The organism is Pseudomonas sp. B21-017, from assembly GCF_024749245.1.
GTDB lineage: Bacteria > Pseudomonadota > Gammaproteobacteria > Pseudomonadales > Pseudomonadaceae > Aquipseudomonas.
On record NZ_CP087194.1, the window covers coordinates 398,056 to 419,758 of the forward strand.

23 protein-coding genes are annotated in these 21,703 nt (G+C 60.3%); 4 read left to right on the forward strand and 19 right to left on the reverse strand.

Annotated features, from left to right (window positions below):
* Nucleotides 1-102 precede the first annotated feature (102 nt).
* The 9 genes from LOY28_RS01790 to ubiE all read right to left on the reverse strand — a co-directional run bounded on the left by LOY28_RS01790 (nt 103) and on the right by ubiE (nt 6,155).
* Nucleotides 103-810, reverse strand: a complete 708-nt coding sequence (locus LOY28_RS01790) for a 16S rRNA (uracil(1498)-N(3))-methyltransferase (protein WP_258612982.1) — start codon at nt 808-810, stop codon at nt 103-105.
* Nucleotides 807-1,601 carry a twin-arginine translocase subunit TatC gene (tatC, locus tag LOY28_RS01795; protein WP_019581837.1) on the reverse strand — a complete coding sequence of 265 codons (795 nt, stop codon included), beginning with the start codon at nt 1,599-1,601 and terminating at the stop codon, nt 807-809. The genes LOY28_RS01790 and tatC overlap by 4 nt, the downstream gene beginning before the upstream one ends.
* Nucleotides 1,598-2,029 carry a Sec-independent protein translocase protein TatB gene (gene tatB / locus LOY28_RS01800; protein ID WP_258612983.1) on the reverse strand — a complete coding sequence of 144 codons (432 nt, stop codon included), beginning with the start codon at nt 2,027-2,029 and terminating at the stop codon, nt 1,598-1,600. The genes tatC and tatB overlap by 4 nt, the downstream gene beginning before the upstream one ends.
* 10 nt (nt 2,030-2,039) lie before the next feature.
* Nucleotides 2,040-2,318: a twin-arginine translocase TatA/TatE family subunit gene (locus tag LOY28_RS01805; RefSeq protein WP_018929163.1), complete on the reverse strand. Its 279-nt coding sequence runs from the start codon at nt 2,316-2,318 to the stop codon at nt 2,040-2,042.
* A 24-nt stretch (nt 2,319-2,342) separates the two neighbouring features.
* Complete coding sequence (locus tag LOY28_RS01810; RefSeq protein WP_007899279.1) at nt 2,343-2,675, reverse strand: phosphoribosyl-ATP diphosphatase; 333 nt, start codon at nt 2,673-2,675, stop codon at nt 2,343-2,345.
* Nucleotides 2,668-3,069, reverse strand: coding sequence for a phosphoribosyl-AMP cyclohydrolase (gene hisI / locus LOY28_RS01815; RefSeq protein ID WP_007936797.1), 402 nt, complete (start codon nt 3,067-3,069; stop codon nt 2,668-2,670). The genes LOY28_RS01810 and hisI overlap by 8 nt, the downstream gene beginning before the upstream one ends.
* A gap of 91 nt (nt 3,070-3,160) precedes the next feature.
* Entirely contained in the window at nt 3,161-4,765 is a 1,605-nt protein-coding gene (gene ubiB / locus LOY28_RS01820; RefSeq protein ID WP_028939613.1) for a ubiquinone biosynthesis regulatory protein kinase UbiB, read from the reverse strand.
* A complete protein-coding gene (locus tag LOY28_RS01825) occupies nt 4,762-5,385 on the reverse strand; it encodes an SCP2 domain-containing protein (protein WP_258612984.1) in 624 nt (207 codons plus the stop codon). Before LOY28_RS01825 ends, ubiB begins: the two co-directional genes overlap by 4 nt.
* Entirely contained in the window at nt 5,385-6,155 is a 771-nt protein-coding gene (gene ubiE / locus LOY28_RS01830; protein WP_007936800.1) for a bifunctional demethylmenaquinone methyltransferase/2-methoxy-6-polyprenyl-1,4-benzoquinol methylase UbiE, read from the reverse strand. The genes LOY28_RS01825 and ubiE overlap by 1 nt, the downstream gene beginning before the upstream one ends.
* A gap of 154 nt (nt 6,156-6,309) precedes the next feature.
* Between ubiE and LOY28_RS01835 the strand changes: the two genes are divergently transcribed.
* The 3 genes from LOY28_RS01835 to LOY28_RS01845 all read left to right on the forward strand — a co-directional run bounded on the left by LOY28_RS01835 (nt 6,310) and on the right by LOY28_RS01845 (nt 8,057).
* Nucleotides 6,310-6,585: a polyhydroxyalkanoic acid system family protein gene (locus LOY28_RS01835; RefSeq protein ID WP_064615913.1), complete on the forward strand. Its 276-nt coding sequence runs from the start codon at nt 6,310-6,312 to the stop codon at nt 6,583-6,585.
* Between the two features lie 205 nt (nt 6,586-6,790).
* Nucleotides 6,791-7,213 (forward strand): phasin family protein, encoded by a 423-nt coding sequence (locus LOY28_RS01840; protein WP_258612985.1) that lies wholly within the window; start codon nt 6,791-6,793, stop codon nt 7,211-7,213.
* A 10-nt stretch (nt 7,214-7,223) separates the two neighbouring features.
* Nucleotides 7,224-8,057, forward strand: coding sequence for a phasin family protein (locus LOY28_RS01845; protein ID WP_064615917.1), 834 nt, complete (start codon nt 7,224-7,226; stop codon nt 8,055-8,057).
* An 89-nt stretch (nt 8,058-8,146) separates the two neighbouring features.
* On the opposite strand, the gene LOY28_RS01850 is transcribed toward LOY28_RS01845, so the two are convergent.
* The 10 genes from LOY28_RS01850 to LOY28_RS01895 form a co-directional block, all read right to left on the reverse strand.
* Complete coding sequence (locus LOY28_RS01850) at nt 8,147-8,767, reverse strand: TetR/AcrR family transcriptional regulator (RefSeq protein ID WP_018929155.1); 621 nt, start codon at nt 8,765-8,767, stop codon at nt 8,147-8,149.
* A gap of 59 nt (nt 8,768-8,826) precedes the next feature.
* A complete protein-coding gene (phaC, locus tag LOY28_RS01855) occupies nt 8,827-10,509 on the reverse strand; it encodes a class II poly(R)-hydroxyalkanoic acid synthase (protein ID WP_018929154.1) in 1,683 nt (560 codons plus the stop codon).
* Between the two features lie 129 nt (nt 10,510-10,638).
* Nucleotides 10,639-11,493, reverse strand: a complete 855-nt coding sequence (gene phaZ, locus LOY28_RS01860; RefSeq protein WP_018929153.1) for a poly(3-hydroxyalkanoate) depolymerase — start codon at nt 11,491-11,493, stop codon at nt 10,639-10,641.
* Between the two features lie 134 nt (nt 11,494-11,627).
* Nucleotides 11,628-13,307 carry a class II poly(R)-hydroxyalkanoic acid synthase gene (gene phaC / locus LOY28_RS01865; RefSeq protein ID WP_026286647.1) on the reverse strand — a complete coding sequence of 560 codons (1,680 nt, stop codon included), beginning with the start codon at nt 13,305-13,307 and terminating at the stop codon, nt 11,628-11,630.
* Between the two features lie 242 nt (nt 13,308-13,549).
* A complete protein-coding gene (locus LOY28_RS01870) occupies nt 13,550-13,930 on the reverse strand; it encodes a gamma-butyrobetaine hydroxylase-like domain-containing protein (RefSeq protein WP_018929151.1) in 381 nt (126 codons plus the stop codon).
* A 205-nt stretch (nt 13,931-14,135) separates the two neighbouring features.
* Nucleotides 14,136-15,476, reverse strand: a complete 1,341-nt coding sequence (gene hslU / locus LOY28_RS01875) for an ATP-dependent protease ATPase subunit HslU (protein WP_019581849.1) — start codon at nt 15,474-15,476, stop codon at nt 14,136-14,138.
* A 54-nt stretch (nt 15,477-15,530) separates the two neighbouring features.
* Entirely contained in the window at nt 15,531-16,061 is a 531-nt protein-coding gene (hslV, locus tag LOY28_RS01880; RefSeq protein WP_007936812.1) for an ATP-dependent protease subunit HslV, read from the reverse strand.
* Between the two features lie 231 nt (nt 16,062-16,292).
* The gene (locus LOY28_RS01885) at nt 16,293-17,003 is read right to left on the reverse strand and encodes an SPOR domain-containing protein (protein ID WP_007936813.1); all 711 of its coding nucleotides are present in this window, start codon (nt 17,001-17,003) and stop codon (nt 16,293-16,295) included.
* A 1-nt stretch (nt 17,004) separates the two neighbouring features.
* On the reverse strand, nt 17,005-18,741 hold the full coding sequence (argS, locus tag LOY28_RS01890; protein WP_064615921.1) for an arginine--tRNA ligase: 1,737 nt from the start codon (nt 18,739-18,741) through the stop codon (nt 17,005-17,007).
* Nucleotides 18,742-18,907: 166 nt separating this feature from the next.
* The gene (locus LOY28_RS01895; RefSeq protein WP_018929148.1) at nt 18,908-21,127 is read right to left on the reverse strand and encodes a primosomal protein N'; all 2,220 of its coding nucleotides are present in this window, start codon (nt 21,125-21,127) and stop codon (nt 18,908-18,910) included.
* A 330-nt stretch (nt 21,128-21,457) separates the two neighbouring features.
* Here LOY28_RS01895 and rpmE point away from each other — a divergent pair, with 330 nt between their 5' ends.
* Nucleotides 21,458-21,676, forward strand: a complete 219-nt coding sequence (gene rpmE, locus LOY28_RS01900; RefSeq protein ID WP_018929146.1) for a 50S ribosomal protein L31 — start codon at nt 21,458-21,460, stop codon at nt 21,674-21,676.
* Nucleotides 21,677-21,703 lie beyond the last annotated feature (27 nt).

Consider the following 21,703-nt stretch of genomic DNA (forward strand, 5'->3'; position numbering starts at 1 on the left):
CAACTCCCCTCGGACCATTATTCGGTTTTATGGGGACTGTATCGGCAGGCAGGCTGGAACCTGTAGGTGAGCAAACACCTGTGGCAAGGGTAAGTGTCTGGGTCAGAACAAACGCGAGAGCAGTGCAGTGACCGCTGTTTCGACCCGCAGGATGCGCTCGCCGAGCTGCACCGGTTGCAGGCCGGCCTTGGCCAGCAGGTCGATTTCGTAAGGAATCCAGCCGCCTTCGGGGCCGATGGCCAGGGTCACGGGTTCGTCCAGGCCACGGGGGCAGGGCGGGTAATTGCCGGGATGACCGACCAGGCCGAGAGTGCCTTCAGTGATTGCTGGCAGGCGATCTTCGACAAAAGGTTTGAAGCGCTTCTCGATGACGACTTCCGGCAGCACGCTGTCCCGGGCTTGTTCAAGCCCCAGGATCAATTGTTCGCGAATCGCCTCAGGTTCCAGGAACGGGGTTTGCCAGAAGCTCTTCTCGACGCGATAGCTGTTTACCAGAACGATTCGTGGCACACCCATGGCGGCCACGGTCTGAAACACCCTGCGGAGCATTTTCGGGCGTGGCAGGGCCAACACCAGGGTCAGTGGCAGCTTGGCTGGCGGCGGCTGGTCGAGGGTGACGCGCAACTCCGCTTCGTCGGCGTCCAGGCGCAGCACTTCGGCGGCGCCCATCAGCCCACCGATACGCCCGACGCGCATGCTGTCACCCACTTCGCAGCGGTGGACTTCCTGCATATGAGTCAAGCGGCGATCGCGCAGGATCACCCGGTCGGCCGCAATGAAATCGGCCTCCTCGAGGAGCAGCAGGTTCACGCTTGGGTCGCTGGCGGCTGGTCGTTGTGATCGTCAGCCGGCTTTTCGTCCGGGTGCTCGCCGCGCTTGCTGATCAGGCCGCCGAACAGGACGCCGATCTCGAACAGCAACCACATTGGTACGGCCAACAGCGTCTGCGAGAAGATGTCCGGCGGCGTCAGGATCATGCCGACCACGAAGCAGCCGATGACCACATACGGGCGGATTTTCTTCAGGTAGGCGACGTTGACCACGCCGATCCACACCAGCAGCACCACGGCCACCGGGATCTCGAACGCCACGCCGAAGGCGAAGAACAGCGTCATGACGAAATCGAGGTAGCTGGTGATGTCGGTCATCATTTCCACGCCGGCCGGGGTGGCGGCGGCGAAGAACTTGAAGATCAGCGGGAACACGAGGAAATAGGCGAAGGCCATGCCGGTGTAGAACAGCAGGATGCTGGAGACCAGCAACGGCACGGCGATGCGCTTCTCATGCTTGTACAGGCCTGGCGCGATGAAACCCCAGATCTGATGCAGGATCACCGGGATTGCCAGGAACAGCGAGACCATCATGGTCAGCTTCAGCGGCGTCAGGAACGGCGACGACACGTCGGTGGCGATCATCGTCGCGCCGGCCGGCAGGTACTGGCGCAGCGGCGTGGAGACGAAGGTGTAGATCTGCTGGGTGAAGGCGAACAACCCGGCGAAGATAATGAAAATCGCCGCTACACAGCGCAGCAGACGGGTGCGCAACTCGGTGAGGTGCGAGACCAGTGGCATGTGCTGGTCGTTTTCGGGGAGATCGCTCATGGGGCTCGCGGCGGCAATGTTGGGTCATGAGGCGCCGGCGTTGTCGGCGCGGCGGCAGGAGCAACAGGTTCTACTGGAGTAGCAGGTGCAGGTTCAGCAGCTGCAACCGCCGGCGTGACTTCAGCTGTCGGCGCATGAATCGTCGGCGTCGCCACAGGTTCCACCGGAGTTGGCTCCTGCTGAGTCGGCGTGAAAATCTTCCGCGCCTCCTGCTCCAGGGACAGAATGTGCTCGTTGTGCAGTTGCCGGCGAATCTCGTCGGCACCGATTTCACGTTCAACTTCCTGTTTGATCGCGTTGAAGCTGCGCTTCAGCCGCCCGACCCACAGGCCAGCGGTGCGCGCAGCACCCGGCAGGCGCTCGGGGCCCAGTACCAGCAGGGCGACGAGGCCGACGAGCAGCAGTTCAGAGAAGCTGATACCAAACATTAGTCAGTGCTCACGAGTCTTTGCGGATCGGCTCTTCGACTTTTTGCGCCTGCACGTCGATGGTGTGCGGCGGGTTCACAGACGTTGTGGCCTGTGGCTGGGTCGGTGGAACCGGTTGGGCCGGAGTCGCAGTCGGGTCGGCCGGTTTCTCTTCGTCGTTCATGGCCTTGCGAAAGCCCTTGATCGACTCGCCGACGTCAGTGCCGAGGTTTTTCAGTTTCTTGGTGCCGAACACCAGCACCACGACAACCAGGATGACGATCCAGTGTTTCCAGTCAAAAATGCCCATGTTGCGTTCCTCTCTAATAATTGTTCAGGCGGACGGGCGCGAGGCTTTCTCGGCGTGTCCGGACAGACCGAAGCGACGGTCCAGTTCATCGAGCACAGCCTGTGGATGTTGCCCCAACTGGGCGAGCATGACCATGCTGTGGAACCACAGGTCGGCGGTCTCGTAGATCACATCGCTGCAGTCACCGCTGATGGCGGCATCCTTGGCGGCGATAATGGTTTCGACCGACTCTTCGCCGACTTTTTCCAGAATCTTGTTCAAGCCCTTGTGGTACAGGCTGGCGACGTACGAGCTGTCGGCGGCTGCGCCTTTGCGCTCTTCCAGCACCTGGGCCAGACGGGTCAAAGTGTCACTCATGGGTATGTCCTGCGGAGTAGATGGCGTGCGGGTCTTTGAGAACCGGGTCGACGGTTTTCCAGTCGCCGTTCTCGAAGACGCGATAGAAGCAGCTCTGACGGCCGGTATGGCAGGCGATGTCGCCGATCTGCTCGACCATCAGGATGATCACGTCAGCGTCACAGTCCAGGCGCATCTCATGCAGGGTTTGCACGTGGCCGGACTCTTCGCCCTTGCGCCACAGCTTGCCACGGGAACGTGACCAGTAAATGGCACGGTTCTCGGCGGCGGTCAATTGCAGTGCTTCGCGGTTCATCCAGGCCATCATCAGGACGCGTCCGGTCTTGTGATCCTGGGCAATCGCCGGCACCAGTCCATCGGCGTCCCACTTGATCTCGTCCAGCCAGTTTTTCATCTTCGACTCCGACAGCGGGCTCTACTTCAATAGTTGAGGCCAATGTTCAAATTCAGCGTTCAAACAGTGTGCCAGCCGATGATCCAACTGGCTATCGGCGAACGACCAGATACAAGCCGATCGCCACCATGATTCCGGCGGGCCAATGCCCCAGTTCGTGTAACGGGCCACCGGCGGCGAGTATCGTGCCACCCGCCAGATGAGCGGTACCGAGCAGGCGCAGGAACACGTCGTCCTTGCGCCGGTGCCACGGAGGCGGCGGGTCGTTGGCGTGGGGTTGGGACATGCGCTCAAGCAGGTCGCGGGCCATGTTGGCCAGGTGCGGGAGCTGCTCGAACTGGCTCTGCACGTTGCCCAGCAAGGCTTTGGGGCTGACGCGCTCGCGCATCCAGCGTTCGAGGAACGGCTGGGCGGTGTTCCACAGATCGAGGTCCGGGTACAACTGACGACCCAGGCCTTCGATGTTCAACAGGGTTTTTTGCAGCAAGACCAACTGCGGCTGCACTTCCATGTTGAAGCGTCGGGCGGTCTGGAACAGGCGCATCAGCACCTGACCAAAGGAAATATCTTTTAACGGTTTTTCGAAGATCGGCTCGCACACCGTGCGGATCGCCGCTTCGAATTCGTTGAGCTTGGTTTCCGCCGGTACCCAGCCCGAGTCGATGTGCAATTGCGCGACACGCCGGTAGTCACGCTTGAAAAACGCGAACAGGTTGCGCGCCAGATAGTCCTGGTCTTCCGGGGTCAGGCTGCCGACGATGCCGCAGTCGATGGCGATGTACTGCGGGCTCCAGGGCTGCACGGTGCTGACGAAAATGTTGCCGGGGTGCATGTCGGCGTGGAAGAAGCTGTCGCGGAACACCTGGGTGAAGAAGATCTCCACGCCACGCTCGGCGAGCATTTTCATGTCGGTGCGCTGGTCGGCCAGGGTCGCGAGGTCGGTGACCTGAATCCCGTAGATGCGCTCCATCACCAGCACTTTCGGTCGGCACCAGTCCCAATAGACTTGCGGCACATACAGTAGCGGCGAACCGTCGAAGTTGCGCTTCAACTGGCTGGCGTTGGCGGCCTCACGCAGCAGATCGAGTTCGTCGTAGATGGTTTTTTCGTAATCACTGACCACGTCCACCGGGTGTAGCAGACGGGCGTCGGCCGAGAGTTTTTCCGCAGCGCGGGCAAGAATGAACAGCCATGCCAGGTCCTGGGCAATCACCGGTTTGAGGCCTGGGCGGATTACCTTGACCACCACTTCTTCGCCGGTTTTCAGCTGCGCGGCATGCACCTGCGCCACCGAAGCCGAGGCCAGCGGTTCGACGTCGAAACGTGAGAAGACTTCATTGATCTTCTTGCCGAGCTGCTCCTCGATCAGCCGGACCGACACTTGTGAGTCGAACGGCGGCACCCGGTCCTGCAACATCATCAACTCATCGGCGATGTCTTCGGGTAGCAGGTCGCGGCGTGTCGAAAGGATCTGGCCGAACTTGATGAAAATCGGCCCAAGGTCCTGCAACGCCAGGCGCAATCGTGCGCCACGGCTCAGGTCCAGGGGCTTGCGCGGGAACCAGCGCCACGGCAAGGCATAGCGCAGCGCCAGCAGAAACCAGGGCAATGGCAGGGCGAACAGCAGGTCATCGAGGCGGTAGCGGATCACGACGCGCTGGATGCGCAACAAACGGCGGACGGCAAGCAGCTTCATGCGTTATCGCTTGGGTCGAGGGATCGGGAAAGGCGCTCGAAACGCGCCTCGAGACGTTCCAGATCGAGTTTGATCTGGTCCAGTTCACTGAAACGGGCTTCGGCTTCGCGCTGACCGACCAGGGTGCGCGATTCTTCGGCCAGATATTCGCCCAGGTTCTGGTTGAGGCTGGCGAACCCTTGCTGATACCAGCGTGCGCGGCTGCGCAGATGACCGCCGACCAGTTGCGTGGCCAGAGGCCCCAGCCAGCGCGAGAGTTCATACTCCCAGTCCAGCTCCAGGTCCTGAAGGACCGCCGCCAGTTCCAGCAGCACGCCGCTGTCGCCGTCGAGTTCGACTTCCGGGGCATGCAGCACCGACGTCTTGTCTTTGCTCGTCGCCAGTTTCAGCAGGCTTGAGGCCGGTGCGCGCAAGGTGCAGTCGGCACCGGTTTCCCAGTGGGACGCCAGCATCAGGCCTTCATCGCTGGGCAGGATGAACAATTGCAACGCCGGGCTGCGGCAGTCGACGGCAATCACCTTGCCACTCAAATGCGCCAGCCGCGGCAGCGCCGTGCTGTCGAGACGCAGCACCCGGTTCAGACCGAGTTCAACGCTGGCGAGCAGGCCGGCCAGCAACATCAGGGTTTGATGCCACGGTGCAGGGCGACGATGCCTGCGGTCATGTTGTGGTAGGTCACGCGGTCGAAACCGGCCTCGACCATCATCGACTTCAGGGTTTCCTGATTCGGGTGCATGCGGATCGATTCGGCCAGGTAGCGATAGCTTTCCGAATCATTGGTGATCAGCTTGCCCATCAACGGCATGAAGGCGAACGAATAGGCATCGTAGGCTTTGGACATCAGTGCGTTGGTGGGTTTGGAGAACTCCAGCACCAGCAGGCGACCGCCGGGCTTGAGCACGCGCAGCATCGAGCGCAGGGCGTCTTCTTTATGCGTCACGTTGCGCAGGCCGAAAGCGATGGTCACGCAGTCGAAGTGGTTGTCCGGGAACGGCAGCTTTTCAGCGTCGGCCTGGACGAATTCGACGTTGCCGGACACACCCAGATCCAGCAGGCGGTCACGACCGACCTTGAGCATGGATTCGTTGATGTCGGCCAACACTACCTGACCAGTTGGCCCCACAAGATGCGAAAACTTTTTGGTCAGGTCGCCAGTGCCGCCGGCGATGTCCAGCACGCGGTTACCGGCACGCACGCCCGACAGTTCGATCGCGAAACGCTTCCACAGACGGTGCATGCCGCCCGACAGGAGGTCGTTCATCAAGTCGTACTTGGCGGCTACCGAGTGGAAAACCTCAGCGACTTTTTCCGCTTTCTGGCTTTCCGGAACGTTTTTGAAGCCGAAGTGAGTGGTGGGTTCGGCATCGCTGCCTTTGCGCTGATCAGTCATATCGCTGTCACCAAAATAGAATGCGGGACATTCTAATCCCGGTGGCCTGCTTTGTCTTGGCAAGGCTGAAGGTAAGATATAGAGAAACCGGGACGTTTTGACGCAGTAACGGTCAAGATGCTTCAGGAAGTGTCCATAAAGCAGGAGTCATTCGATGGCCCATATTAGTGTTGAGCGTGCCCATGGCCTGGGTAAGGAAGCGGCCCGCGAGAAGGCCGACAAGTTGGCGCAGAAACTGTCCGATCAATATGGCCTGGAGCCACAGTGGTCTGGCGACACGCTGAACCTCAAGCGCTCCGGTGTGAAAGGGGCGGTGCATGTGGGCGAGGATTCGATCCGGGTTGATGTCGAATTGGGGCTGTTGATGTCCGCCATGAGCAGCACCATCAAATCGGAAATCGAAAGGGCCCTCGACAAAGCCCTCGCGTGACTCCCCAAAGAGCGCAGCCTTCGGCGGCTCCTGCATTGAAATGTGTACATCTGCAGGCGTTGCCGAAGGCTGAGATCTTTTCCCGGAGGCACCACCGATTTGTGTCATTTGTTAGGGTGCCGTTTCTAATTTTTCTCCCTACTTTGTGCCTGAGCCCGACACTTTCGCGGGCAGTTCCTCAACCCTTCTGCGCGTGAGGTGGACCATGGCCAAAGTTATTGTGAAGAAAAAAGTCGACGTTGAGACCAACACTCTGAACGACGTCAAATCGTATGCCCGCAAGATCTGGCTGGCGAGCCTGGGTGCTTACACCAAGGTCGGTCAAGAGGGTGGCGAGTACGTTCAAGAGTTGATCAAGGCTGGTCAAGCTGTTGAAAAGAAAGGCAAAAAAGTAGTTGCTGAGAAACTTGAAGCGGCTAATGCCGAGATCGATGAAGCCAAGAGTGAGGTGAGTACTTTCAAAGGCAAAGTCGAACTTCAACTCGACAAAGTCGAGAAGGCTTTCGATATGCGTATCGCAAGTGCCTTGAATCGTATCGGCATTCCGTCTAAACATGACGTGGAGACACTCTCTGCTAAGCTCGATGAGCTGACAGCATTGCTCGAACGTGTCGCGCGTAAATCTTAAGGAGAACGGGATGGCTGGCAAAAAGAATACTGAAAAAGAAGGCAGCTCGTGGATCGGGAAGGTCGAAGACTACTCCCGCAAGATCTGGCTGGCTGGTTTAGGCGTGTACTCGAAGATTGATACTGACGGCAGCAAACTCTTCGATGCATTGGTTAAGGACGGCGAGAAAGCCGAGAAGCTCACCAAGAGCGCTGTCGGCAAGACTGTCGATGCTGCCAAGGACTCCGCTTCGTCGGCCAAGTCGCGCATCAGCGGCGTGAAAGATCGCGCACTGGGCAAGTGGGATGAGCTGGAAGGGGCTTTCGACAAGCGCCTGAACAGCGCCATTTCGCGCCTGGGTGTACCGAGCCGCAATGAAGTCAAGGCACTGCACAGCAAGGTCGATACCCTGACCAAGCAAATCGAAAAACTCACCGGTGCCAAGGTTGCGCCTGTTGCGGCGAAAACCGCGGCGGCCAAACCGGCAGCTAAAAGCGCTGCCAAACCATTGGCCAAGGCCGCAGCGAAACCTGCCGCCAAGCCGGCCGCCAAAACTGCTGCTGCGAAACCTGCAGCCAAAGCGGCCGCTAAACCCGCTGCTAAACCCGCTGCAAAAGCTGCCGCAAAACCAGCCGCTAAACCAGCGGCCAAACCTGCAGCTAAAACCGCAGCGGCCAAACCCGCTGCGGCGAAGAAGCCAGCAGTGAAAAAACCAGCCGCCCCGAAAGCGGCCGCTCCGAAACCAGCAGTGGCTGCCGCCAAACCGGCAACCCCGGTCAGTCCGGCGAACTCCGCCGCTGCGCCGACCCCTGCTGTAACCCCGACTATCGCACCGACTCCATCGGCGCCAACCAGTCAGTCCTGATTTCCAGGACGCAAAAAAACGCCCGGCCTGTAAAGGTCGGGCGTTTTTGTTTGTGCATGGATTCCAGAAGCCATCGAAGACCCACCGGGTCAGTTGTGCTCTTCGAGGTACTGCAACGCCAACCGCTCGGTCGCGACTTTGACCGGCGGCAACAAGTGCGGCGCCACCAGCATCATGATCTGGTACACCACCAGTCGTACTTCACCTTCACGGTCGAGAATCCGCTGATAGTCCAGCGAGAACAGCAATGTCATGGTGATTTGCTCCACCAGTTGCCCCAATGCCTGGGTGTCGCTGACCAACTGCCCCTGAGCCTTCAACTGTGCCAGCAATGAAGCCAGTGTGCGCTTCAACGCATTGAGCAGGTTGCGTATCCCCTTGGCCAGTTTCGGCAGGCGGCCGGCAAGGTTCGACAAGTCCTGGAACAGAAACCGGTATTGAGCCAGGCGTTCGACGATCAGGTGCAGGAACAGCCAGTAATCTTCGGGTGCCAATTCCACATCGGACGGTGGATCGAGCAAGGGCGTCAGTTCGGTCTGGAAGCGTTCGAACAGCCCCAGGATCAGCGGCTCCTTGCCGTGGAAGTGGTAGTAGAGGTTGCCGGGGCTGATGCCCATTTCGTTGGCCACCTCCATGGTGGACACGTTCGGTTCGCCCTTCTGATTGAACAACTGCAGGGCACATTCGAGAATCCGGTCGCGGGTTTTCATCCAGTCTTCTTAATGGTCGAGTCAGGCCACGGCCATTGGCGGCCGTGGTTCATTGAACGTCAGCGCACGCGCACGTAAGTACCGGGTGCCGCCTCCATCGGTGGATAGTTCTGGTTGCCGAGGGTCATCTGGGTTTCGTGTAGTGCGCCGGAGCGTTCCTGAATCCAGCTCAGCCATTGCGTCCACCAACTGCCGTCGACGCGTTTGGCGTCGTAATACCAGGCCCGCGGGTCGCTGCTCAGTTTCGGGTTCTCGACGTAGTTGGCTTTCGAGTTGTGCGGCGGGTTGAGAATGCTCTGCACATGACCGCTGCTCGACAGCACGAAGCGTCGCTCGCCACCCAGCAGCAAGGTCGAGCGATACACCGCATCCCACGGGGTGATGTGATCGTTCATGCCGGCCACGCTGAAACTGTCGACGGTGACTTTCTGCAGGTCGATCGGTGTGCCGCACACTTCCAGCCCACCCGGATGACTCAGCGGGTTGTGCTTGAAGAAGTCCAGCAGATCGCCATGAAACGCTGCCGGCAGGCGCGTGTTGTCATTGTTCCAGTAGAGGATGTCGAACGCCGGTGGCTCCTTGCCCAGCAGGTAGTTATTGACGAAGTAATTCCAGATCAAATCGTTGGGGCGCATCCAGGCAAAAACCCTGGCCATGTCGCGACCTTCCAGAACGCCCTTCTGATATGAGCGGCGCTTGGCCGCTTCCAGCGTTTGTTCGTCGACGAAGAGGGTGGCCGGGCTTTCTATCTGACTGTCGAGCAGGCTGACCAGATAGGTCGCGCTGGACACCCGCCGCAGCTGCCGCTTGGCCTGCAAGTGCCCTTGCAGCGCGGCGATGGTCAGCCCGCCGGCGCAGGCACCCATCAGGTTGACGTCGCGGGAGCCGGTAATCGCCCGGCACACATTCATCGCTTCTTCGGTGGCTTCGACGTAAGACGACAGCCCCCATTCGCGGTGACGCACATCAGGATTGCGCCAGCTGATCACGAAGGTCTGCAAGCCGTTTTTAAGGGCGAACTGGACGAAGCTGTTACTGGGGCTCAAGTCGAAAATGTAGAACTTGTTGATCTGTGGCGGCACGATCAGCAACGGCTTGGAATACTGTTTTTCGCTCATCGGCTTGTACTGGATCAGTTCCAGCAGCTCATTGCGAAACACCACGGAGCCGGTGGTGGTGGCGACTGTCTTGCCTACCTCGAATGCTTGTTTGGTGACCTGTCTGGGCAAGCCGTCGTTGTGCAGCAGATCGTCAAGCAAATGGCCGATACCCCGCACCAGGCTGTGACCGCCAGAGTTGAAGATCTCCTTGACCGCCAGCGGATTGAGCAGGGTGTTGGACGGCGCCACGGCGTCGTTGATCAAGGCAAACGCAAAGTGGGCGCGGGCGCGATCGTCCGGGCTCAGGTTGCTCTCGTCGATCCAGTTTTTGACCTCCTTCTGCCAACTCAGGTAGGCCTGCAAGCTGCGGCGATAAAAAGGGTTGAGGCTCCACGCCGGGTCGGCAAAGCGATTGTCTTGCGGATTGATCGGGTGCAGGGTTTCACCCAACAACACGCGGCCAAGCTGGCCCCCCAGCTTCAAGGCATGCCGGGCCGTGTACACCGGGTTGCGCAGGCCATGGGTGGCCAGGCTGCGCAAGGTTGAAAGCAAGTCCCGGCCGCGCAGACCGGTAACCGCACTCTGTGCGTTGATGAATGCAGCGGGAGTGGGCAAGGAGCCCTTCGCTGGTTTGTCGCGCATGAGTCAACACTCCTTCGTCATCAGGCCAAAAACAAACTCACCGAACAAATCACCATAGACGTTGTTGCGGATTGTTGCGCGGTACGACGTCCTGTCGACGCTCTTTTCCTGAACCAAATCCGGGGCCGGTCAACTGCCCGATGGCGCCGGATGCGGATGCATCACTGCGCGCTGACGTTCCTCTTCGAGAAACTTCATGATGATCGGTGCCACCGCTTCGGCCCGGGTAATCAAGAACAGATGCCCGTCGTCGATGATGTGCAATTGGGCGTTGGGAATTCGCCAGGCCAGCATGCGCATATTGATCAGCGGGATCAGTGGGTCGTCGTCGCCGGCCAGCACCAGGGTCGGCTGGTGGATCTTGTGCAGCCAGTGAATGCTGGTCCAGCCGAACCCGGCGAATAGCTGCCAGTAGTAGCCCAGTTTGCCTGCCGAGCGAACCCGCGCGGCGTGACTGGCCGCCAGGGTCGGATCGCGACGGAACGAGCCGCCATAGATCATCGGCGCGATGCGAATCACATGGGACGGCTGGATGTAGCGTCGTGGGCTGGCCATCATCCATAGCACTTTTGGTTTGCCCGGGACCATCACTGTGCCGGCCGCCGTGGCTGCCAGCACCAGCTTCTTGCAGCGCTCGGGATAGTCATAGGCAAATTGCTGCGCCAGGGCGCCACCCCATGACACGCCGATCACATTGACCTGCCCGTAATCGAGATAATCGAGCATTCGCGCCGTCAGTTTCGCCAGGCCCGAAAAGCGATACGGCCGGCTGGGCGTCGATGAGCCGCCGACACCGGGTACGTCGAAGGCGATGACTTCCAGGTCCGGATCCAGTGCCTGGACGAACGGAAATATCAGCTCCAGGTTGGCGCCGATGCCATTGAAAACCAGCAAGGGCGTCAAGTGAGGCTTGCCGGGGCGTACCGCGGTGCGGAGGGTCTGCCCATCCAGGTTGACGGTACGGAATACGAACGGTTGCGGCATGCACGAAGCCCTGTAAGTTTTAAACGCTGATTGGGCCATCCCGGGCCGTCGCAGAATGTTCGAGGCTGGCCTCGAGGCTGATTAATGACAATCGCGGCACCTCCCAGTGCCGCGGACTGCGAGTTGTTTGAAGCTCAACGTTCGTGCACATACGTGCCTGGCGACGCCTCACCCGCGGGATAGGCCTTGTTGCCAAGGTTGGCGGGGGACTTCTTCAGTTTGCCCGAGCGTTCGGCCTGCCACGCCTGCCAATGCAACCACCAGGAGTCGGTGTGCTTGGTGGAGTTTTCCATCCAGTCCTCGGCCTTGACCGGCATGTCGGTGCTGGTCATGTAGCGTGCTTTCGGATTGCCCGGCGGGTTCAGAATGCTCTGGATATGTCCGCTGCTGGACAGCACGAACTCGACCTTGCCGCCGAACAGTTGTGCCGACTTGTAGCAGGACTTCCACGGGGTGATGTGATCGTTGGTGCCGGCCAGGGAAAAGATGTCGGCATCGACCTGTTTGAGGTCGATCGGTGTGCCGCACACTTCCAGTGCATTGGGGCGGATCAGTGGGTTGTTTTTGAACATCTCGATCAGGTCGCCGTGGAAAGCGGCCGGCAGGCGAGTGGTGTCGTTGTTCCAGAACAGAATGTCGAACACCGGTGGCTCGTTGCCCAACAGGTAGTTGTTGACCCAGTAGTTCCAGATCAAGTCGTTGGGACGCATCCAGGCGAAGACTTTCGCCATATCGCGACCTTCCAGCACACCGGCCTGGTAGGAGTGGCGCTTGGCGGCTTCGAGGGTCTGCTCGTCGACGAACAGGGCCACGTCGCTGTCGAGGGTGGTGTCGAGCACGCTGACCAGCAGCGTCAGGGCGTTTACTTTCTTCTCGCCGATCGCTGCGTAATGACCCAGCAGCGCGGTGCAGGTAATGCCGCCGGAGCAGGCACCGAGCATGTTCACGTCTTTGCTGCCGGTGATCGCGGTGACCACGTCGACCGCTTCCTTGAGCGCTTCGATGTAGGTCGACAGACCCCACTCGCGTTGTTCCTTGGTCGGGTTGCGCCAGCTGACGATGAACGTCTGCATGTTGTTGCGCAGGCAGAAGCGCGCCAGGCTCTTGTCCGGGCTGAGGTCGAAAACATAGAACTTGTTGATTTGCGGCGGCACCACCAGCAGTGGGCGTTCATGCACTTGCTCGGTGATCGGCTTGTACTGGATCAGCTCCAGCACGTCGTTGCGAAAGACCACCGCGCCTTCGGTCACACCCAGGCTCTTGCCGACTTCGAACGCGCCCATGTTGACCTGGCTCGGCATCCCGCCGTTGTGGATCAGATCCTTGGCCAGATGAGAGAGGCCGTCGAGCAGGCTTTTGCCGCCGGTTTCGAAGAAGCGTTTGACCGCCGCCGGGTTGGCTGCCGTGTTGGTCGGGGCCATGGCTTCGGTCATGAGGTTGATCACGAAATGCCCGCGAGCGACGTCCTTGGGCGAGAGATTGCTCTTATCGATCCAGGTATGGAGCTCCTTGCGCCACGCCAGATAAGTTTGCAAATAACGTTTGTAGAGAGGGTTCTGGCTCCAGGCCGGGTCGAGGAAACGGCGGTCGTCGCTTTGCGGTTGAAGCTCGGATTTTCCGAACAGCACGTTCTTGAGTTCGATGCCGAAATGGGCGACGTGCCTGGCACTGTGGATGGGTTGTCTGATGGCCTGGGTCAGCACCATTCGGGCAGAGCCCAGTAGATCCTTTCTACGCAGCCCAACAACAGGATTCAGTCCCAAGGTATTTTCTGAAGCCTGGAATTTCAGGTCATCGTTTTGCTTGTTACTCATCTACGACGCTCCATTGTCCTGAGGCGAGTACCTGAGCCCAGCTGTGTAGTCACACAGCAAACGCCAGGTACTACTGCTCGGGGTGACCGTTAATTGCGCATAGCTACAAATGCACGGAACTTGCCAGCTCCATTGGTTACCCGAGTTTAATTTTTTCGCAAGCGGGCCAATCGTTGACCCGGCAGCCAAGCATTCAAACAGATGGAATTAGAAAATGCCCTCTAAATACCTCGAGGCCTGACCTAGAGCATCAGCTTGACGACCGACTCGTTCGGATCACGGGTCTTTCCGGCCGCTTTGAGTTCGGCAAGATAATCGTTCCACAGATCCTCTTGGCGCACCGCCAACTGGTACAGATATTCCCAGGTGAACAGGCCGCTGTCGTGGCCGTCGTCGAAGGTCAATTTCAGTGCGTACTGACCGGCTGGTTCGACCTTGCTCAGGCCTACGCCGATCTTGCCAAATTGCAGGATAGGTTTGCCGTGGCCCTGGACCTCGGCGGAAGGAGAGTGCACGCGAAGGAATTCTGCGGGCAGGTGATACTCCTCGCCGGACGCGTATTTGAGCGTCAGGGTTTTCGAGGCTTTGTGCAGTTTGATGTCGGTGGGGAGTTGGGTCGTCATGGGGCCGATCTTCCGTTTGTATGAAGGCCCTGTGTCGGCGGGTGATCTGTGGCGAGGGAGCTTGCTCCCGCTCGGCTGCGTAGCAGTCGTAAATCCGGTGAATGAGGTCTTGTAGATAAACCGCATTCACCGACTTTAGGGCCGCATCGCGACCCAGCGGGAGCAAGCTCCCTCGCCACAGAAGCCCGCTCACACAGAATGAGACCTACAGGATATAACGGGACAGGTCTTCGTTCTGTGCCAATTCGCCCAAGTGGCTGTTGACGTAATCGGCATCGATCAGGATCGCCTTTTCGTCATGGGTGCTGGCCAGATCGCCGGCACTGAACGACACCTCTTCAAGCAGACGCTCCAGCAAGGTGTGCAGGCGACGGGCGCCGATGTTCTCGGTCTTCTCGTTGACCTGCCAGGCAATCTCGGCAATACGCTTGATGCCGTCCGGCTGGAACTCGATGAGCAGCCCTTCGGTTTTCAGCAGCGCGCAATACTGCTCGGTGAGAGAGGCATGCGGTTCGCTGAGGATACGCTCGAAATCTTCCGGGCTCAGGGCCTTGAGTTCGACCCGAATCGGCAGGCGACCTTGCAGCTCCGGCACCAGATCACTCGGCTTGCTCAGGTGGAATGCACCAGAGGCGATAAACAGGATATGGTCGGTCTTGACCATGCCCAGTTTGGTGTTGACGGTGCAGCCTTCGATCAGCGGCAGCAAGTCGCGCTGTACGCCTTCACGGGATACATCGACGCCACCGGTATTGCCGCGCTTGGCGACCTTGTCGATTTCGTCGATGAACACGATGCCGTGCTGTTCGACAGCTTCCAGCGCCTTGGCCTTCAACTCTTCTTCGTTGACCAGGCGACCGGCTTCTTCGTCGCGAACCAGTTTCAGCGCTTCCTTGACCTTGAGCTTGCGGCTCTTGCGCTTGCCCTTGCCCATGTTGGCGAACAGGCTCTGCAACTGGTTGGTCATTTCTTCCATGCCCGGTGGCGCGGAGATATCGACGCCGGTGATTTCGGCGACTTCGATTTCGATCTCCTTGTCGTCCAGCTGACCTTCACGCAGGCGTTTGCGGAACAGCTGGCGGGTGTTGGAGTCCTGGGCCGGGGCGGCGTCTTCGTTGCTGAAACCCATGCGTGCCGGTGGCAGCAAGGCGTCGAGGATGCGTTCTTCGGCGGCGTCTTCGGCGCGGTGGCGAACCTTGGTCATTTCCTGTTCGCGCAGCAGCTTGATCGCCGCGTCCGCCAGATCACGAATGATCGATTCGACGTCGCGGCCGACATAGCCCACTTCGGTGAATTTGGTCGCTTCGACTTTGATGAACGGAGCGTTGGCGAGTTTGGCCAGGCGACGGGCGATCTCGGTTTTACCGACGCCGGTCGGGCCGATCATCAGAATGTTCTTGGGGGTGACTTCGACGCGCAGCTCTTCGGGCAGCTGCATCCGGCGCCAGCGGTTGCGCAAGGCAATGGCGACGGCGCGTTTGGCATCGTCCTGGCCGATGATATGGCGATTGAGTTCGTGGACGATTTCACGGGGGGTCATGGGCATAGTAATTGGCGGTCCTCAAGCAAAAGTGAGCCGTGGCGCTAGGCCAAGACAGGCTTACTCAGCGAGATCCTGCTCCTCGATGGTGATGTTGTGGTTGGTGAACACGCAGATGTCGCCAGCGATGCCCAAAGCGGTTTCGACGATTTCCCGGGCCGACAGGTCGGTCTTTTTCAACAGCGCGCTGGCCGCAGCCTGGGCGTAGCCGCCGCCGGAACCCATGGCGATCAGGCCTTCTTCAGGCTCAACCACGTCACCGTTGCCGGTGATGATCAGGGAGGCATCCTTGTTGGCGACCGCGAGCATGGCTTCGAGGCGGCTGAGGGAGCGGTCGGTGCGCCATTCTTTGGCGAGTTCGACAGCGGCGCGAACCAGGTGGCCCTGATGTTTTTCGAGTTGGCCTTCGAAACGTTCGAAGAGGGTGAAGGCGTCAGCGGTAGCCCCGGCAAAACCGGCGATAACCTGACCGTGGTACAGGCGGCGAACTTTCTTCGCGTTGCCTTTCATCACGGTATTGCCGAGCGAAACCTGGCCGTCGCCGCCCATGACGACTTTGCCGTGGCGGCGAACTGAAACGATGGTGGTCAAGGGAGAGTCTCCACGCAGCGGGGCGAAAATGCCTTATGCCAACTCATATGGGGGTGGTGGAGCGTTTTTCAACTGTAGGACGCGGCGGGGGACGAGCGGTGGTGGGCAGAGATGAATGTGTTGTCTGTTCTGACGCCTTCGCGGGCAAGCCTCGCTCCTACAGAGATTTACGTGATCCTGTAGGAGCGAGGCTTGCCCGCGAAGAACGATGACGCAGTGTCCTTGACGAAATTAGCGGCTCTGGCGTTGTTGTAACAACAGGTTACTGAAGCCACTGCCCGCCAATTGTTTCTGGGCGGTGGTCAGTTGTTCGCGGTTGCTGAACGGGCCGACCAGCACCCGGTACCAGGTCTCGTCCTTCACCGTGCCGGATTCAACCGCCACGGCCTGACCCAGCAGGATGATCTGCGCCCGAACCTTGTCGGCATCGGCTTGCTTGCGGAACGAACCGGCCTGCAGGAAGAACTTGGTCACTGGCGCCGCTTTAGCCACCGGTGGCGCTGGCGGCGGAGTGATGCCGGCCAATGCCGCCTGAGCCCGGGCGGTGTCGATCTTCGCCGCTTCCGCAGGCGTCACCGGCGTGGTCGGCACGGCCGGCACTTGTGGCGTCGGCAGGGTTTTCTCCGGTACCGCATCCGGCGGCACGATCACTTCCGATTCCGGCAGCAAGGTGTAGAAGTCGTACTTCGGCTTCACCGGTTGCGTCGGGCTCGGCGGGGTCTTGTTGGCTTCGGCGATCTTGGTAGCTTTCTGCTGTTGCTCGACCTTCTCGCGCTTGACGCTGTCACTGCCCTTGCCCGGCTCCAGCTTCATCAGGAACACAATGAACGCGCCGACCGTCAGGCCGATGGCCATCCACAGCCAGCCCGGGATCGGTTGCTTTGCAGGAGCTTGGTAACGGCTGGCGCCACGCTTGGGTGCAGGTTTTTTCTTGGCAGCCAACTTACATACGCTCCAGAGTTTCCAGACCCAAGAGTTCCAGGCCTTGCTTGAGAGTGCGGCCGGTCAACGCAGCAAGGCGCAAACGGCTCTGCATTTGCGCCGGGGTATCGGCGCCGAGGATCGGGCAGTTCTCGTAGAAACTGGAGAACAGGCCGGCAACATCGTACAGGTAGGTGCAGAGAATGTGCGGCGTGCCTTTGTCGGACACGTTATTCAGGATTTCGCCGAACTGCGCCAGTTTCGCCGCCAGCTCATGTTCGTGCGGCGCTTCGAGGACGATTTGCCCTTCGACTTCGCTGAAATCCTTGCCAAGCTTGCGGAACACGCCGGCCACTCGGGTGTAGGCGTACAGCAGGTACGGTGCGGTGTTGCCTTCGAAGTTCAGCATCAGGTCGAAGTTGAAGCTGTAGTCGCTGGTGCGGTGCTTGGACAGGTCGGCGTACTTCACCGCGCCAATGCCCACGACCTTGGCGATGTTGCGCAACTCGTCTTCGGCCAACTCCGGGTTCTTCTCCTTCACCAGCGTGTAGGCGCGTTCCTGGGCTTCGGTCAGCAGGTCGATCAGCTTCACGGTGCCGCCGTCACGGGTTTTGAACGGGCGGCCATCGGCGCCGTTCATGGTGCCGAAGCCCATGTGTTCCATTTCCATCGGATGGGTCACGAAGCCGGCCTGACGCGCGACCTGGAACACCTGCTGGAAGTGCAGGGCCTGGCGCTGGTCAACGAAGTACAGCGCGCGATCGGCTTTCAGCACGCCGCTGCGGTAGCGCACGGCCGCCAGGTCGGTGGTGGCATAGAGGTAGCCGCCATCGGCCTTGACGATGATCACTGGCAGCGGTTCGCCCTCGGCGTTCTTGAACTCGTCGAGGAACACGCACTGGGCGCCGTTGCTCTCGACCAGCATGCCTTTGGCCTTGAGGTCGTTGACCACGTTGATCAGGTCGTCGTTGTAGGCGCTTTCACCCATCACGTCGGCCATGGTCAGTTTGACGTTCAGCAGTTCGTAGATTTTCTGGCAGTGGGACAGCGAGATGTCCTTGAACTTGGTCCACAGGGCCAGGCAGTCCGGGTCGCCTGCTTGCAGCTTGACCACCAGGCCACGGGCGCGGTCGGCGAACTCTTCGGACTCGTCGAAGCGCTGCTTGGCGGCGCGGTAGAAGTTTTCCAGGTCCGACAGCTCGTCGCTGGTGATCGGGTTTTCCTGCAGATAAGCCATCAGCATGCCGAACTGGGTGCCCCAGTCGCCGACATGGTTCTGACGGATCACGGTGTCGCCGAGGAACTCCAGCACCCGGGCCACGCCGTCGCCGATGATGGTCGAGCGCAAGTGGCCGACGTGCATCTCTTTGGCCAGGTTCGGGGCCGACAGGTCAACCACGGTGCGCTGCACCGGGCCGGCCTTGCGTACGCCGATGTGGTCGTCGGCCAGGGCCGCGTCCAGGCGGGTCGCCAGGGCTTGGGTGTTCTGGAAGAAGTTCAGGAAGCCAGGGCCGGCGATTTCGGCTTTGGAGACGTTTTCGTCAGCCGGCAGCGCGGCGATGATTTTCTCGGCCAGGTCACGGGGTTTCATGCCGGCCGGTTTGGCCAGCATCATCGCGATGTTGCTGGCGAAGTCGCCGTGAGTCTTGTCACGGGAGTTTTCCACCTGGATCGCCGGCGACAGGCCTTCAGGCAACACACCTTCGTTGACGAGTTGGGTGATGGCTTGTTGGATCAGCTGGCGAATGGTGTCTTTCATGGTCTTCTCTTTCGACCGCAGGCGCGGCGGCGCTTCAGTGCGCTAGTGGAAAAACTGGGCATTATCCGTTGCGAAGACGGGCTTGCCAACTATAGCGGGCAGGTTATGGATATGTGGTGACTATTCGACCGCTATCGCGGGCTTGCTCGCGAAAGCAACCTTCCAATCAATACAAATCCACAGGGTCGACATCCAAAGACCAACGCACTGCCCGCCCACTGGGCATCTGCTCCAAAGCCAGCAACCAACTGCTCAACAATCGATGCAGTGGCGCCCGGGCCGTGGCTTGCAGCAATAACTGTGCGCGATAGCGCCCGGCTCGGCGCTCCATCGGTGCCGGAACCGGCCCCAGCAACTCGATGCCGGTCAGATGCTGTTCGGTCAGCAGTCGTTCGGCCTCACTGCACGCTTCATCGAGGAACCCTTCGGCCTGCCCCGGTTTGTGCGCTTCGGCCCGCAGCAGCGCGAGATGCGCAAATGGCGGCAACCCGGCGGAGCGGCGCTCGCTCAGCGCCTGTTCGGCGAAGGCGAAGTAGCCCTGTTCGGTCAGTTGCACCAGCAGCGGGTGGTCCGCCAGGTGCGTCTGGATGATCACTTTGCCCGGTTCTTCGGCCCGCCCCGCGCGCCCGGCGACCTGCACGATCAACTGCGCCATGCGCTCGCTGGCGCGGAAGTCACCGGAGAACAACCCGCCGTCGGCATCGAGAATCGACACCAGTGTCACCCGAGGAAAGTGGTGCCCTTTGGCAAGCATCTGTGTGCCGACCAGAATGCACGGCTGGCCTTTCTGGATGGTCGCGAACAACTGATTCATCGCGTCTTTGCGTGAAGTACTGTCGCGGTCGACCCGCAGCACCGGGACGTCCGGAAACAGAATCCCCAAGCGTTCCTCGGCACGCTCGGTACCGGCGCCCACGGGCCGCAAATCGACCTTGCCGCACTTCGGGCAATGCCGAGGCACGCGCTCGACGTAGCCACAATGATGGCAACGCAATTCGCCCGAGCGCTGGTGCACGGTCATTCGCGCGTCGCAACGCTGGCATTCGGACATCCAGCCGCAATCGTGGCAGAGCAGTGTCGGGGCGAACCCTCGACGGTTGAGGAACACCAGCACCTGCTGGCCGGCGGCCAGGGTCTGACCGATGGCTTGCTGCATCGGCCCGGAAATGCCGCTGTCCAGTGGACGACTTTTCACGTCCAGGCGCAGGAAGCGCGGTTGCTTGGCACCACCGGCGCGCTCATTCAGGCGCAGCAGGCCGTAACGACCGGTGTAGGCGTTTTGCAGGCTTTCCAGCGAAGGCGTGGCGGAGCCGAGGACAATCGGGATGTTTTCCTGCCGGGCGCGAACCAGCGCCAGGTCGCGGGCGTGGTAGCGCAAGCCTTCCTGCTGTTTATAGGAGCCGTCGTGCTCTTCATCGATGATGATCAGGCCGGGGTTCTTCATCGGCGTGAACAGCGCCGAACGGGTGCCGATAATAATGTCGGCTTCGCCATCCCGGGCGGCCAGCCAGGCGTCCAGGCGCTCGCGGTCGTTGACGGCGGAGTGGATCAGTGCGATGCGTGCATTGAAGCGCTGTTCGAAGCGCGCCAGGGTTTGCGGGCCGAGGTTGATCTCCGGGATCAGCACCAGGGCTTGCTTGCCGGCCTCGAGGGTTTCGCGGATCAGTTGCAAATAGACTTCGGTCTTGCCGCTGCCGGTGACGCCGGCCAGCAGGAACGCGTGATAACTGTCGAACCCGGCGCGAATCGCTTCATAAGCGGCGCGCTGCTCCGGGTTGAGCGGCAATTCCGGTTGTGCCAGCCAGTGTTCGTGGCGAGCGCCGGGCGCGTGCCTGCGGATGTCTACCTGCACCAGATCCTTGGCCAGCAACAGATCGAGGCTGTCCTTGCTCAGCATCAGTTTGCTCAGCAACTGATGGGCGACGCCGTGGGGATGTTGCGCCAGGGTCGCCAGGGCTTCGCGCTGCCTCGGGGCGCGGGCGATGCGCGGGTCATCGAGGCTGGCGCCGGGCGCGGCGGACCAGAACCGCTCCTGACGGGCTTCGGCCAGTTCACCCTGACGCAGCAACACCGGCAGCGCCCAGCTCAACGTGTCACCGAGGCTGTGCTGATAATACTGGGACGTCCACAGGCACAGCTTGAACAGCGCGGGTGGCAGCGGCGGTACCGCATCGAGCAGGGCCAGCGCCGGTTTGAGCTTTTCTGTCGGGACTTCGCTGTGGTCGGTGATCTCCACCAGAATCCCGATCATCTCCCGCCGGCCGAACGGCACCCGCAAACGCATGCCCGGGTGTAACTGGGCGCGCAGGACTCCAGCCGGGGCGCGATAGTCGAACAGGCGGCGCAGGGGCGAAGGCAGGGCGAGGCGCAGAATGGCGTTGGGCACGCGATTGTTTACTCGGTGAAGGGGTGATGAAGAAGGCCGGGAGCCTAGCAGACGGTCGGATTTGTGTCCTCCATCAGGAAAGCGTTCAAGTGTTGACGAGTGGATTTTAATGCCAGGCAAGGCGCTACGACGACTCATAGCGCGCTATGGGGAGGAGTAGCAACGCAGCATGGCGTTAAAAGACGCCGTCAACATTGAACAGTCTTTCCTGATGGAGGGCACCCACGACAGCTTGCGTGTTTGCAAAGGTCTGGTAGAATCCGCGGCCTAATTACGTGCGGTATTCAACAATAGTGTTGGGTGGCGGCACGCTAGCCTGAGGAAGACACCATGAAAGCTGATATCCATCCAGAATACCCAGCAGTTGCTGTTACCTGCAGCTGCGGCAACAAGTTCGAAACCCGTTCGACCTACGGCAAAGCCCTGGCGATCGACGTTTGCAACGAATGCCACCCGTTCTACACCGGTAAGCAAAAGACTCTGGACACTGGCGGCCGCGTTCAGCGTTTCGCAGACCGTTTCGGTGCTTTCGGCGCGAAAAAGGCCTAAGGCCGATCAACTTGGGAAGCCGTTACG